The sequence below is a fragment of the Aureimonas ureilytica genome (assembly GCF_001475935.1).
Lineage (GTDB): Bacteria > Pseudomonadota > Alphaproteobacteria > Rhizobiales > Rhizobiaceae > Aureimonas > Aureimonas ureilytica_A.
In genome coordinates this window covers 1-13261 of sequence record NZ_LDQA01000071.1, presented here as the reverse complement: position 1 = coordinate 13261, position 13261 = coordinate 1, and the positions used below count along the sequence as shown (strand labels likewise).

Annotated in this window: 15 protein-coding genes; 12 read left to right on the top strand and 3 right to left on the bottom strand. The window is 64.1% G+C overall.

Annotated features, from left to right (window positions below; all coding sequences use genetic code 11):
- Together NS365_RS21370 and NS365_RS21365 are read left to right on the top strand one after the other, a co-directional pair.
- On the top strand, window positions 1–1274 hold a 1274-nt coding region (locus NS365_RS21370), incomplete at its 5' end, for a branched-chain amino acid ABC transporter permease (protein ID WP_430515436.1).
- An 83-nt stretch (window positions 1275–1357) separates the two neighbouring features.
- On the top strand, window positions 1358–1696 hold the full coding sequence (locus tag NS365_RS21365) for a DUF3140 domain-containing protein (protein WP_058602322.1): 339 nt from the start codon (window positions 1358–1360) through the stop codon (window positions 1694–1696).
- 42 nt (window positions 1697–1738) lie between these two features.
- On the opposite strand, the gene NS365_RS21360 is transcribed toward NS365_RS21365, so the two are convergent.
- On the bottom strand, window positions 1739–2953 hold the full coding sequence (locus tag NS365_RS21360; protein ID WP_058602321.1) for an ABC transporter substrate-binding protein: 1215 nt from the start codon (window positions 2951–2953) through the stop codon (window positions 1739–1741).
- 142 nt (window positions 2954–3095) lie between these two features.
- Between NS365_RS21360 and NS365_RS21355 the strand changes: the two genes are divergently transcribed.
- The 3 genes from NS365_RS21355 to purB all read left to right on the top strand — a co-directional run bounded on the left by NS365_RS21355 (window position 3096) and on the right by purB (window position 6555).
- Window positions 3096–4148, top strand: a complete 1053-nt coding sequence (locus NS365_RS21355; protein WP_082684770.1) for an ABC transporter substrate-binding protein — start codon at window positions 3096–3098, stop codon at window positions 4146–4148.
- A gap of 3 nt (window positions 4149–4151) precedes the next feature.
- Window positions 4152–5156, top strand: a complete 1005-nt coding sequence (locus tag NS365_RS21350) for a P1 family peptidase (RefSeq protein WP_058602319.1) — start codon at window positions 4152–4154, stop codon at window positions 5154–5156.
- 91 nt (window positions 5157–5247) lie between these two features.
- On the top strand, window positions 5248–6555 hold the full coding sequence (gene purB / locus NS365_RS21345; protein WP_058602318.1) for an adenylosuccinate lyase: 1308 nt from the start codon (window positions 5248–5250) through the stop codon (window positions 6553–6555).
- Between the two features lie 44 nt (window positions 6556–6599).
- Here purB and NS365_RS21340 read toward each other — a convergent pair whose 3' ends face one another.
- Window positions 6600–7415, bottom strand: a complete 816-nt coding sequence (locus NS365_RS21340; RefSeq protein WP_058602317.1) for an endonuclease/exonuclease/phosphatase family protein — start codon at window positions 7413–7415, stop codon at window positions 6600–6602.
- Between the two features lie 218 nt (window positions 7416–7633).
- On the opposite strand from NS365_RS21340, the gene cls reads away from it, so the two are divergent.
- Complete coding sequence (gene cls / locus NS365_RS21335) at window positions 7634–9079, top strand: cardiolipin synthase (RefSeq protein ID WP_058602316.1); 1446 nt, start codon at window positions 7634–7636, stop codon at window positions 9077–9079.
- A gap of 43 nt (window positions 9080–9122) precedes the next feature.
- Entirely contained in the window at window positions 9123–9680 is a 558-nt protein-coding gene (locus NS365_RS21330; RefSeq protein ID WP_058602325.1) for an RBBP9/YdeN family alpha/beta hydrolase, read from the top strand.
- 6 nt (window positions 9681–9686) lie between these two features.
- On the opposite strand, the gene NS365_RS21325 is transcribed toward NS365_RS21330, so the two are convergent.
- A complete protein-coding gene (locus NS365_RS21325; protein WP_058602315.1) occupies window positions 9687–10448 on the bottom strand; it encodes an HpcH/HpaI aldolase family protein in 762 nt (253 codons plus the stop codon).
- A 201-nt stretch (window positions 10449–10649) separates the two neighbouring features.
- Between NS365_RS21325 and purC the strand changes: the two genes are divergently transcribed.
- From purC to NS365_RS24795, 5 genes are all read left to right on the top strand, one after another.
- The gene (gene purC / locus NS365_RS21320) at window positions 10650–11414 is read left to right on the top strand and encodes a phosphoribosylaminoimidazolesuccinocarboxamide synthase (protein ID WP_058602324.1); all 765 of its coding nucleotides are present in this window, start codon (window positions 10650–10652) and stop codon (window positions 11412–11414) included.
- Between the two features lie 67 nt (window positions 11415–11481).
- Entirely contained in the window at window positions 11482–11724 is a 243-nt protein-coding gene (purS, locus tag NS365_RS21315; RefSeq protein WP_058602314.1) for a phosphoribosylformylglycinamidine synthase subunit PurS, read from the top strand.
- A 12-nt stretch (window positions 11725–11736) separates the two neighbouring features.
- Window positions 11737–12420: a phosphoribosylformylglycinamidine synthase subunit PurQ gene (purQ, locus tag NS365_RS21310; RefSeq protein WP_058602313.1), complete on the top strand. Its 684-nt coding sequence runs from the start codon at window positions 11737–11739 to the stop codon at window positions 12418–12420.
- On the top strand, window positions 12417–12968 hold the full coding sequence (locus tag NS365_RS25125) for a hypothetical protein (protein WP_244498524.1): 552 nt from the start codon (window positions 12417–12419) through the stop codon (window positions 12966–12968). Before purQ ends, NS365_RS25125 begins: the two co-directional genes overlap by 4 nt.
- Window positions 12969–13071: 103 nt before the next feature.
- Window positions 13072–13261, top strand: a 190-nt coding sequence (locus NS365_RS24795) for a hypothetical protein (RefSeq protein WP_206612160.1), incomplete at its 3' end; no start/stop codon positions are given.

Sequence of the window (13261 nt, the reverse complement as noted above, 5' to 3'; positions counted from 1 at the left end):
CTCGTGCTCGCCCGGCGAGCGGGCTTCGCCGCGAAATTCTGCTCGTCGCCGCGCTCCTGACGCTCGTGCTTCTCATCTATGCGCTGCAGGGCTCGGCCTATGCGACGCGGATGCTCGTGGAAGCGGCCGCTTACGCGATCATTGCGGTCGGCCTGAACATCCAGTGGGGCTACGCCGGCCTCTTCAATGTCGGCATCATGGGCTTCATCGTCGCGGGCGCGGCGGCCTCGGTCCTCATGACCTTTCCGGTCAACCCGGCCTTCTGGGCGGGCACGGGCGCGCCGATGCTGGGCGAGGCGCTGGTTTGGTTGATCGGCGCGGTGGCGCTTGTCGCCCTCGTGTCGCAGGCGAGGCGCATCGGTGTGCCGAAGGGGCTCGTCACCGCCATGACGCTGGCGACGGCGGCCATCGCCTTCATGCTGGTGTCCGCAAAGTTCGACCCGGCCACCACGGCCATCGAAGCCGAGGCTGGCTTTATCGGCGGCTTCGGCCTGCCTGTCGCGGTCGGGTGGATCGCGGCTGGCATCGTCGCGGGGGGCATCGCCTTCGTGATCGGCAAGATCTGCCTCGGTCTGCGCGCCGATTACCTCGCGATTGCGACGCTCGGCATCGCGCAGATCATCAAGACCTTCCTCAAGAATGCCGACTGGCTGACACGCGGCACGCTCACCGTCTCGCCGCTGCCCTGGCCCGTGCCGACGCCGAACGAGATCGGTTTCCTCTGGGCGCGCAGCCTCTATCTCGCGCTGACGGCTCTCATCCTGATCGTGGTCACGCTGCTTCTGGAACGCGCCTACCGCGCCCCCTGGGGGCGTATGATGCGCGCCATTCGGGACAACGAGGCGGCGGCAAGTTCGATGGGCAAGAACGTCGATGGGCGGCGGATGGAAATCTTCGTCCTCGGCGCCATGCTCATGGGCCTTGGCGGCGCGATCCTCGTTCATTTCACCTCGATCTTCGACCCGTCCGGCTTCGTGGATCTGAACCACACGTTCCTGATCTGGGTGATGGTGATCCTTGGCGGAGCGGGCAACAATCGAGGCGCGATCTTCGGCGCGGTCTTCGTCTACATCGTCTGGACCATGTCGGAGCCCGCCGCCCTGTCGCTCTTCGCCTTGGCGCGCGATTGGGGCTCGTCCTGGTTCGGCTGGGTTCCACCCGCCGATCTCGACTCGCGCGCGCTGCAGATGCGCGTCTTCGTCATCGGCCTCACCATCACGCTTGTCCTGCGCTTTGCGCCTGATGGGGTTCTACCCGAGCGGCTGCGACACTAGATTAGGCAGGTGCGGTGGCTTCTCCGGAACCGCCGCCGCATCATCCCGTTGCGCCAGCCAAGATCGGGCAACGGAGCAGAGCCATGGCGACAGATGACCATCAGGAGATTTGGGACGAGTTTCGTTCGCTGGTGAATATGACGCCGAGCGAACTCGAAAAATGGCTGGACTCCGAGGAGTCTAAAGAGGTCGGCCAGAAGGGCGAGTCGGGCGGTGAGTCCGTCGGCCACAAGTCCGGCCATGCGATCGTCGAGATCAAGCACACCAAGAAAGCCGATCTGACGGACGATCAGTGGGCGCATATGCAGAAGGTCATCGGCTACATCAAACGCCATTCGAAGCAGAAGCCCAAGGGCGACATCAAAGATACGAACTGGCGCTATTCACTGATGAACTGGGGCCACGACCCCCTGAAGGACTGAGACAAAGGCCCCGTCCGATTTCGCGGACGGGGCCTATTAATCTTACTGCGCTGGGCCGACCGGAACGATCTTTCCGTCCTTGACGGTGACCTCATCATAGGAGCCCGGCACGTCGCCATTGGCGTCGAACTCGAGCGAGCCGGACGCGCCCTCGTAATTGACTTTCTGGCCGGCATCGATCAGCGCCTTGGCCTTCTTCCATTCGCCGGGCAGGACGACCTCGCCGGAATTGCTGGTCACGTCGCGCAGCGCCGCCGACAGGCCCTCGCGGCTTCCCCCGGTCTTTTCGAGCGCCAGAAGCAGGGCGAAGGTCGCGTCGTAGGAGGTTGCGGCATAGGTCGCCGCCGGGTCGAGGTCGGCCGCCTTCGCCGCTTCCGCGAACTTCGCCGCGCCCGCTGCGGCGCTGCCGCCGGGCCGGGTCAGGATCAGCTTCTCATCGCCGCCGCTGACATTGGTCAGCGCTGCGCCGACCATGCCGTCGCCGCCGATGAAGGTCGAAAAGTCACCGGTCTCGCGGGCCTGCGAAACGATGCGCCCGCCCGAGCCATCAACATAGGCGAGAACCACGAGCGCCGGCGCGCCCGACGATGCTAGCGAGCCGATCTCCGCGCGATAATCGGCTTTGCCGTCCTCATGCGCTTCGGACGCCAGCACCTTGCCGCCCGCCGCCTCGAAGGCGGTCTTGAACGACTGGGCGAAGCCCGTGCCGTAGTCGTTGTTCACATAGGTGACGGCGACTTCGTTGATGCCGTTCTTCTTGACGACGCGCGCCAGAACCTCACCCTGATAGGCGTCGGAGGGCGCTGTGCGGAAGACGAGATCCTTGTCCTTCAACGCCGAAACAGCGGGCGAGGTCGAGGCCGGCGAGACCATGACGACGCCGCCCGGAATAGCCGCCGCATTGGCCGCCGCGATGGTCGCACCCGAGCACATGGCGCCGACGATGCCCGCCACCTTTTCCGAGTTAACCTGACGGTCGGCAGCGTCGGAAGCGCGGGCCGCGTCGATGCAGCCATCGTCGCCGATGACCATCTCGACCTTCGCGCCATTCTTGCCGATGCCGCCCTGCTCGTTCACCTCGGCAATCGCGAGCTTGGCCGCATTGGTGATCGGTGGCATGAGGCTCTCGATCGGCCCTGTGATGCCGCCGATGAAGCCGAGCTTGACCGCCGCGTCCTGCGCGAAAGCAGCCGGGGACGCGCTGAAGGTCAAGGCAGCCAAACTGGCGGCCAGAAGGGTCTTGGGTGAGCCTGCCATGCGGTTGATTCTCCTATCGTGTCCGGCCCGGCGCGTGATGCGGCTGAGCCCTTCGGGCGGAGTTAAACGGCGCGAGAATGGCCGGTCAAGTTAAGCTCCCGTGTCTCGCGTCGCCCTCCCGAGTTGGGCTAGGTTCCCCCGTATGACCCTGCCGCCGCGAATCGTCCTTGCGACCCTTCTGATGCTTCTACCAAAGCCCCGCATAGCCTTGGCGGACGGCATTGCTGTCGCTGTCCCGCTGAGTGGCCCGAACGCCATTCTCGGCCGACAGGCCGTTGACGGCGCGCGTGCGGCCGTCGACGGCAGCTCGCTGCCACTCGCGGATTTCGACACGGGTTGCGAGCGCGACGCCGGACGGGAAGCGGCCGAAAAGATCGTCGCGGCTCGGGCCGAAATCGCAGTCGGCTTTCTGTGCACAGGCGCGCTGGAAGGCGCCCTGCCCGTTCTGTCTGCAGCCGGCATCCCGACGCTCGATATCGGAGCGCGCTCGGACAGGGTCCTGGCAAGGCGCGAGCGCGGCGGCGGCCTGATCTGGCGACTGGCGCCGGGCTCGGGCGCAGAAGCTGCCGCCGTCGCGAGTTTCGTTCGCGCGCGCTGGAACGGCGAGCCCTTCGGGATTGTGGAGGACGGATCGTCCTATGGAAGCGATCTGGCCGAGGCCGTGCGCGGTCTTCTGGAAGCGCAAGGGCTTCGGCCGACCCTTGTCGACAATTTCCGACCCGCCGAGGAAAAGCAGTTCGGCCTTGCGCGCCGGATTGCGCAGAGCGGGTTGCGTCATGTCCTTGTCTTCGGGACGCGACGCGATGTGGCGATCGTCGCGCGCGATGCGCTCGATGTGAACCCCGGCCTGCAGATCGCGAGCGGCGAGTCGCTGTTGGACGAACCGGGAGATGTGCCGCTGCCCAATGGCGTCCTGACGATCGCCTCCGGCTTCGATGTGAGCTGGACCCCAAGCGAGACGGCGCCGGCGGATGAAGGCTATGCCCGCATCGCCCGGATCGGCACGGAGATCGCGATCGAGGCCCTGCGGCGGGCGAAGGCTGAAAGCCGCACCCTGAAAGATTTGCTCGACGCCGAAACCTTCGTGACGTCGGGCGGGCTGGTTCGGTTCGACGCGCAAGGCTCTGCCGATGTCGTACCATTTCAGGCCTATCGCTGGCAGGGCGACAGGTTCGTCACCGAGAATCAGGGGTGAAACATGTGGCAGCCCGGCCCGCGCAATCTCATCACCGACGTTCGAGGCCTTCAGGTCGGCAACGCCAGTTGCAATCAGCTTCTGTCGGGCTCGACCGCGATCCTCTTTGATCAGCCAGCTCACGCCGCAGTGGAGATTCTGGGCGGTGCGCCGGGGACGCGCGACACCGAACTCCTGAACCCGCAGAACCTCGTGCAGCAGGTCGATGCGCTGGTTCTCTCAGGCGGCTCGGCCTTCGGATTGGACGCGGCCTCGGGCGTTCAGAGCATGTTGCGCGCTCGGGGGCGCGGGTTCGAGGTCGCCGGCCAATATGTGCCCATCGTGCCGGCCGCGATCCTGTTCGACCTCGCCAATGGTGGCGACAAGGATTGGGGCCTTCATTCGCCCTACCGCGAGCTGGGGATGGCGGCGGCCGAACAAGCGGGCTTCGATTTTCCGCTGGGGAGCATCGGGGCCGGCACGGGGGCGACCACCGCGACCTGCCGAGGCGGGCTGGGCTCAGCATCAGCTGTCCTGCGGAATGGCGCAATGGTCGGTGCGCTGGTCGCGGTCAATGCCGTCGGCTCGCCGATGGTCGGCTCGTCCCGCCATTTTTGGGCCGCTCATTTCGAATGTGGCGATGAATTCGGCGGGCTTGGGCACCCGCATCCCTTGCCCCAGGATGCATCCCGACTGCGAACGAAGTTCGATCTTCGCGCGGGTGCTCATACGACCATCGCCGTCATCGCGACCGACCTCGACCTCGGCAAACCGGAACTCAAGCGCCTCGCTGTCGCAGCCCATGATGGCTTCGCGCGGGCGCTCTATCCGGCCCATACGGATTTCGACGGCGATCTCGTCTTTTCGGCCGCCACCGGAACCGCGCCGCGCGATCTCAGCCCCTCCGATCGGCTGGAATTGGCAGCAGCCGCCTCCGTCGTCATGGCCCGTGCGATCGCGCGCGGCGTCTTCCATGCCGCTTCGGCTCCGGCCTCAGCGCCGCTTCTCGCATGGCGGGACATGGCTTAATCCCGTTCCTCAGCGCGCCCGAGCATGGATTGAGGCTGGAGAAGAGCTCTGTTAGAGCCCTTTCATCCCTTTCCGTTGCAAGGCCGCTCCCATGATCCCGCGCTATGCCAGACCTCAAATGGTGTCCATCTGGTCTCAGGAAACCAAGTTCCGCATCTGGTTCGAGATCGAGGCCCATGCCTGCGACGCGCTGGCCGAACTCGGCGTCATTCCCAAGGACGCCGCCAAGACGATCTGGGAAAAGGGCGGCGGGGCCACGTTCGATGTCGAGCGGATCGATGAGATCGAGCGCGAGACGAAGCACGATGTGATCGCCTTTCTGACGCATCTCGCCGAATTCGTCGGCCCGGACTCGCGTTTCATCCATCAGGGAATGACGTCGTCCGACGTGCTCGACACCTGCTTCAACATTCAGCTTGTCCGTGCTTCTGACCTGCTTCTGGCCGATCTCGACGCGCTTCTGGCCGCGCTCAAGCGCCGCGCCTTTGAGCACAAGGACACGGTGACGATCGGCCGTTCGCACGGCATCCACGCGGAGCCCACGACCTTCGGCGTCAAGCTCGCCCTCGCCTATGCCGAGTTCGATCGCTGCCGCAACCGCCTCGTGGCCGCGCGTGAGGAGATCGCAACCTGTGCGATCTCGGGCGCTGTCGGCACGTTCGCCAATATCGACCCGCGTGTGGAAGAGCATGTTGCCGCCGCGCTTGGTCTCAAACCGGAGCCGGTCTCGACGCAGGTCATCCCGCGCGATCGCCACGCCATGTATTTCGCGACGCTGGGCGTCATCGCCTCGTCCATCGAGCGCCTCGCGACCGAAATTCGCCACCTGCAGCGCACCGAAGTTCTGGAAGCCGAGGAATATTTCTCGCCCGGCCAGAAAGGCTCCTCGGCCATGCCGCACAAGCGCAACCCGGTTCTGACCGAGAACCTGACGGGCCTCGCCCGTATGGTCCGCTCCTTCGCCATTCCCGCGATGGAGAATGTCGCGCTCTGGCACGAGCGCGATATCTCGCACTCTTCGGTCGAGCGCTATATCGGCCCCGACGCGACGATCACGCTCGATTTTGCGCTGGCGCGCCTTACCGGCGTGATCGACAAGCTGCTTGTCTACCCCGAACGAATGGACAAGAACCTCAATCAGTTCAAGGGTCTCGTCCATTCGCAGCGCGTTCTGCTGGCGCTCACGCAGGCCGGCGTCAGCCGCGAGGATGCTTATCGCCTCGTTCAGCGCAACGCGATGAAGGTCTGGGAGCACGGCGCGGACTTCCTCACCGAGCTTCTGGCCGACAAGGACGTGACGGCTGCGCTCTCGGAAGCGGACCTGCGCGAGAAGTTCGATCTGGGCTATCACACCAAGCATGTGGACACGATCTTCAATCGTGTCTTTGGAGCGGCCTGATCCTGGCTCGGCGGCTCGCATCCTCGCGAGCCGCGCTCTTCCGCTCAGGCGGGCTCGGCTTGTGCCGAAACCAGCAGCGGCGTCGCCAGTGGCGGCGCTTCGTTCATCTCGAAGCCCTTGATGTCGAGTTGGATCATCTGGTGATCCGAAAAGGGCTGATCGAGAATATGAAGCTCGCAATGATCCATGAGATCGCGCGAGATCAAGCAGGTGTCGAGCGTCGCTCTGTAGGGGCCGAGTCGGAAGGTCGGGCCGGCATCCGCATTGGCATGGGCCATGCGCCCGCTGGCCAGAAGCGGCTGTAGCTCGCCCGAACCACGAAACAGGTTGAAATCACCGATCACGACACTCGGCCCGTCCCGCTCCTCCACCCAGCGCGCAAGCTCGGCGAGTTGAACGCACCGCACCCGGTATCGCAACGACAGATGCGCGACGAGCACCCGGATGCCGGCCATTTCCAAATCATAGACCAAGCGCTTCTTGCCGACTGAGAGATAGCGCGCGACATAGGTCAGCGGCCGGCAGGCGAGGAAGGCGTTCGACTTGCCGCGCGAGACCGACAAGCGGCGGAACTTGCGCTCGGCGCTGTATTTGTTGTCGATCCGAACGGTGGTGTGGTGATCCTCCACCAGGGCGCGCGACTGATCGAAGAAGCCGTTGGTCAGCGACCCCCGATCGATTTCCACGAAACAGCTGAGGTCCGGGCGCAATTCGCGCAGACGGTCCCGCACATAATGAAGGCTGCGAAGCTGCACGTTCCGCGTCGTGAAGACATGGTGGTGCACGCGCTTGACGTGATGCCCCAAGGACCCGTCGATGGCGCGCGAATAGCCGAGGTTGGCGTAGACGATGCGGAGCATGGTCGTTTGGCTTCCTTCACCTGCTTCGACGCCGCCGGTTAAAGGTTATGGCGCCGATGGGTTCCGCATCGATCGACTGACAACAAACCGCCGGAGGATATGGCTTTGAACGCTGGACCCGATCTTGCCCGTGCCCATATCCTCGGGCAGAGCCTCCGGCAAGGCGCGTTCCTCGCGGCGCCAGTCTTGAACCCAGCGGATGGCGGCATCGGGGCAGAATGATCCAGTTTCTCGACGGTACGATCTGGCCGGTTCTCATCGCCATGTTGAGTTGGTCGATCCTGATCGGCGCCGTCATCTATATCCCGTTCCGGCGCTCGCCCGTCGCGGCCCAGGCCTGGCTGCTGCTGTTCTTCTTCATGCCTTGGGCGGCGCTGCTCCTCTATCTCGCGGTCGGCAATGCGCGGCACCCGAAATGGCGGCGGGACCGGCTGGAGGCCATGCCGGACATCATCCGTAAGGCGATCGACCATATCTCGCTGCGGGCCATGGGTGCGCTGCGTGCCTTGCGGCCGCACCACCAGCTCACCGGGCGTTTGGTGCATCGTATCGGCCGGTTTCCCGTCCTGCCGGACAACCGCATCGTCTTGGACGCCGACTACAACCGCGTGGTGGATCGGATCGCGACGGATATCGACCATGCCGTCCACCATGCCCATGTCATGGTCTATATCCTGCAGAACGATCAGGCCGGGAATCGTGTTCTGAGTGCCCTGGAGCGTGCAGCCAAGCGCGGTGTCAAATGCCGCCTCCTGATCGATGCGGTCGGGTCCTCTCGCGATCGGCGCGCCATCGCCAAGCGCTTGGAGGGCACAGGCGTCGAGCTTCGGCTGATCCTCCCCTTGCGGTTCTGGAATCAGGCCACCCGCCTCGATCTGCGCAACCATCGCAAGATCGTGGTGGTGGACGGGCGCATCGGCTGGGTCGGATCGCAGAATATGCACCGGATCGAATACGAGCCGAAAACCTTCTATCGCGAGCTGATGGCGCGGGTGGAAGGCCCGGTGGTTCTCGAACTCCAGGCAATCTTCATCGGCGACTGGTATCTGGAAACCGAAGAAGACATCGCCTCGCCGGACCTCATGCCAGAGCCTCCGCCGCCCTCGCTGGAGCGCACCGCCACCGCGCAGGTTCTGCCCAGCGGCCCGGATTATCCCGATGCCGGTGTCGATATTCTTTTCACAGACCTCATCTACAGCGCGCGACGACGCGTCGTGCTGGCAACGCCCTATTTCATTCCGAACGAGCCGCTGCTGCTCGCCATGCGCACGGCCGTATCGAAGGGCGTGCGCGTGACGCTTTTCGTGACGTCCACCACCAATAGCTGGCTGATCGATCGGGCCCAGCAATCCTATTACGACGAGCTTCTGGAAGCCGGTGTCGAGGTCATGCTCTATCGGGAGCGCTTTCTGCACGCCAAGCACCTCTCGATTGACGACGACATCGCCATCATCGGCTCGGCCAATATGGACCGGCGTTCCTTCGAGCTGAATTCCGAGGTGACGCTGATCGCCTATAGCGAGGACGTGGTGCGCGATCTCCGCGTGATCGAGGACGATTACCGCTACAAGAGCCATCGGCTGAAGCTGGAGGAGTGGTCCCGGCGCGGTTTCTTCGTCCAGCTGACAGAGAACGTCACCCGCCTGATCAGCCCGCTTCTGTAGCGCTCTTCTTGACATGACGGCTCGTCGCTCGCATCTGCGGGCGATGCGCGTATCAGAAGCCGATATCCTCATTGTTCCCGGATACAAGGGAGCGGACGAACATCACTGGCAGACCCGTTGGGAGCAGAAGCTTTCCACGGCCCGGAGGGTTCTGCAGCTCGAATGGTCGAAGCCCGTCCGCGAGGATTGGATCAAGACCGTCGCCGAGGCCGTGAACGCCGCCGAGCGCCCGCCGGTGATCGTCGCCCATTCGCTCGGCGTCACCAGCGTCGTGCAGGCCATTCCGCAGTTTCGCAAGAAAGTGGCGGGCGCCTTCTTCGTGGCGCCGCCCGATGTCGAGAACGACGCGATCCGGCCGAAGCATCTCATGAGCTTCGGGCCATATCCGCGCGATCCGCTTCCCTTCCCATCCGTCGTCGTCGCCAGCCGAAACGACCCCTATTCGAGCTTCGAGGCGGCCGAGGAAGCCGCCGGGGCCTGGGGCTCGCTGTTCATCGACGCTGGCGAGTCCGGTCATTTGAACGGCGAAAGCGGGCACGGGCCCTGGCCGGAGGGGCTCCTGACCTTCGGCAAGTTCCTGTCCCGCCTGCCCGCGCCCTGACCCGCGTTACCCGCGGATGTCCGCGCAGATCGCCAACGACGCCTGCTTAAGCAGGGACACGTCGCTGGCGACGCAGATGAGATCGTAGCCCATGGCCTGATAGCGCCGCGCATCGGGCGCGTTGGCGGCATAGACGGCGGCGATCTTGCCAGCGCCCTTGCTCTTGCGACAGATCGAGAGCGCCGCTTCGTCCGTGCCCGCGCCATTCGGATCGAGACGCCCGGTCAACGCCAAGGACAGATCGGACGGGCCGACGAACACGCCGCCGAGTTCCCGCACATCCAGAATGGCGTCGATCTCGCGGAATGCGCCCGCGGTCTCGATCATTGCAAGAGATACGATCGCTTCCTGCGCCGCTTCGATATAGGCCGCGCCCGACGCGGCCCCGAACAGATCGACCGCTCTGGCCGGCCCGAAGGACCGTGTTCCAAGCGGGGGATACAGCAACGCACGAGCAAACTGTCTCGCCTCCTCCGCGCTGTCCACCATGGGCATGATGACGCCCGTCGCGCCGAAATCCAGCACTCGGCCCGCCATGGCGAGATCACCGACTGGCACGCGCACGATGGCTGGTTTGCCCAGGAAGGCCGCGCGGGCGCATCCCTCGCGGATTTCCGATATGCCCTGCAACCCATGCTGCACGTCGAGCGTGATGGCGTCGAAGGCGCGCAGTAAAGTCTCGTGAACCACGGCATCGCCCAGACCGGACCAGGCCGAGAGCGCGGCGCGCTCCTGACCCAAAATGCTTCGCAGAGTCGGGATCGTCATCGCTTGCCTCCATTGATTTTTTTGCAGATCGAACGAGCCGGGTCCGTTTGGCAAGATGGGATGCCGGATCTCGCCGCTGGGCCCGACAAATTCGGCGAGGCGATTGTTTAGACCCGGCGTTTGGGATATGCAGCCGGCTTAAGCATGCGGTTTATCGCGAGTTTTCCAACGACTCGCCTTTTCAACGATCGAGCAATGTCCATGTCACGTCGCCGCCGTATCTACGAAGGCAAGGGGAAAATCCTTTACGAAGGTCCCGAGCCCGGCACACTCGTCCAGTTTTTCAAGGACGACGCGACCGCCTTCAACAAGAAGAAGCACGAGGTCGTGGACGGCAAGGGCGTCCTCAACAATCGGATATCCGAGTATATCTTCACGCATCTGAACCGGATCGGCATTCCGACGCATTTCATTCGTCGGTTGAACATGCGCGAGCAGCTGATCAAGGAAGTGGAGATTATTCCGCTCGAGGTCGTGGTGCGCAACGTGGCGGCGGGCTCGCTCGCCAAACGCCTCGGCATCGAAGAAGGCACGGTTCTGCCGCGCTCGATCATCGAATTCTATTACAAGGCCGATCAGCTCGACGATCCGATGGTGTCGGAAGAGCATATCACGGCCTTCGGATGGGCCAGCCCGCAGGAAATCGACGACATCATGGCGCTTGCCATCCGCGTCAACGACTTCCTGTCCGGCCTCTTCCTCGGCGTCGGCATCCAGCTGGTCGATTTCAAGATCGAGACCGGCCGCCTTTTCGAAGGCGACATGATGCGGATCGTCGTGGCCGACGAAATCTCGCCCGACTCCTGCCGCCTTTGGGATACGCAAACCCAGGACAAGCTCGACAAGGACCGCTTCCGCCGCGACCTGGGCGGGCTGGTCGAGGCCTATCAGGAAGTCGCCCGCCGGCTGGGCATTATGAACGAAAACGAGCCGCCCCGCCCTTCCGGGCCGGTGTTGGTCAAGTGACGCCTCTGCCGGCGTCGCAACCGGCGCCGGCTCTTCGACTGGTTCATTCTCAAGGCAGGCTTATACCGTGATCAAGGCTCGCATCGTCGTCACCCTCAAGAACGGCGTTCTGGACCCACAGGGCAAGGCGATCGAAGGAGCGCTCGGAACGCTCGGCTTCGGGGGCGTCGGTGCCGTTCGCCAAGGCAAGGTCTTCGACGTCGAAGTTGAAGGCTCCGACCGCGCCAAGGCCGAGGCCGATCTGAAGGCGATGTGCGAACAGCTCCTCGCCAACACGGTCATCGAGAATTACGCCATTCAGATCGCCTGAGGTCGGACCATCATGAAATCCGCCGTCGTTCTTCTTCCCGGCCTCAACCGCGACCGCGACATGATCGCGGCCTTGACCAAGATTTCCGGCTCAGCGCCTGTCACCGTCTGGCAGACCGACACGGAGATCCCCGATGTCGATCTGATCGTCGTTCCCGGCGGCTTCTCCTTCGGCGATTATCTGCGCTGCGGCGCGATCGCTGCGCGCTCGCCGATCATGCGCGCCGTCGCCGAGAAGGCGAAGAAGGGCGTGGCGGTTCTCGGTGTCTGCAACGGCTTCCAGATCCTCTGCGAAGCCGGTCTTCTTCCCGGCGCGTTGATGCGCAACACGAGCCTGAAGTTCGTGTGCCGCGAAGTGAAGCTGCAAGTCGCCAACGCCTCCACGCGCTTCACGAACGCCTATACGCAGGGTCAGATCATTCGCTGCCCCGTGGCGCATCATGACGGCAATTATTTCGCCGATCCCGAGACGCTCGCCCGGATCGAAGGCGAAGGTCATGTGGCCTTCCGTTACGCGGAGGGTACAAACCCGAACGGCGCGATCAACGACATTGCCGGCATTGTCAGCGCCGAGGGCAACGTTCTCGGCTTGATGCCTCATCCGGAAAATCTGATCGAGCCCGAACACGGCGGAACGGACGGGCGTGGCATTTTCGAAAGCGCGCTGGGTCTTTCGCCGCACGGTCTGGCCGCGTGAGCCGAGCCCACATCGCGCGATATCTCTTGATCGCCGCGCTCCTGCCGGCCCTCGTCGTTTTGTCCCCGATCGCGTTCGGCTTGGTCGCGGTCATGGTGGGTACGGTCGGGCTGCTGCTCGGTGTCTTCGGCGCAGCGCTCGGGTCCGTTGCCGCGCTGATCGGTTTGATGCTCGCCTTCCTGGCCAGTTGTGCGTCGCCGGTCGTACCCCCTTCGGTGCAGAAGCCCATCTCGACGCCGAAAGTGGATACCGGACTGGATCGTATGGAGCGTCTTGCGCTGACGGCCAATCGCTGCTGGATCAAAAGCCGCGATCCGGCTTTCAACGGCTATTCTCTGGCGCCGGAGCTCTCCTCGTTCTCCGGGCGTCCACGCTTCCTTCTGGTCCCGAAGGGCCGCATGGAGGCCAGGCCGCTTCTGGTGGTCGAGGGACGGGCAGGATCGGCCGATGTCGAGACCTACGGCCCTCTTCTGGACACGTCCATGCGCTCGCGCCTCGAAGGCGATCTGGCCCGCTGGAAGGCAGGATCGGGCGAGTGTTCGGCCTGACATGACGCCGCGCTTGTCTGTCTGCGTTCTGGGCCTGGCTCTTGGACTGACATCAGGCTGCCAGTCCGTTGCGGCTCCCTCCTCCTCGCAAGACGCCTCCGCCATGGAAGCCCCCAATGCCTTGGAGCGGCAATATCTTGGGGAGACGGGCCACGCGGTCTATCGTGGACGTTCCTTCCAGCGCACTCGCACTTTCCTGTTTGGCGATCCGTCGCGTGGATATGCCATCTGTCTTCGCTCCGCCAAGCGCGGCGGCGGTTTCGATCATACGCTCCTGGTTCTCCAGCGCCGGA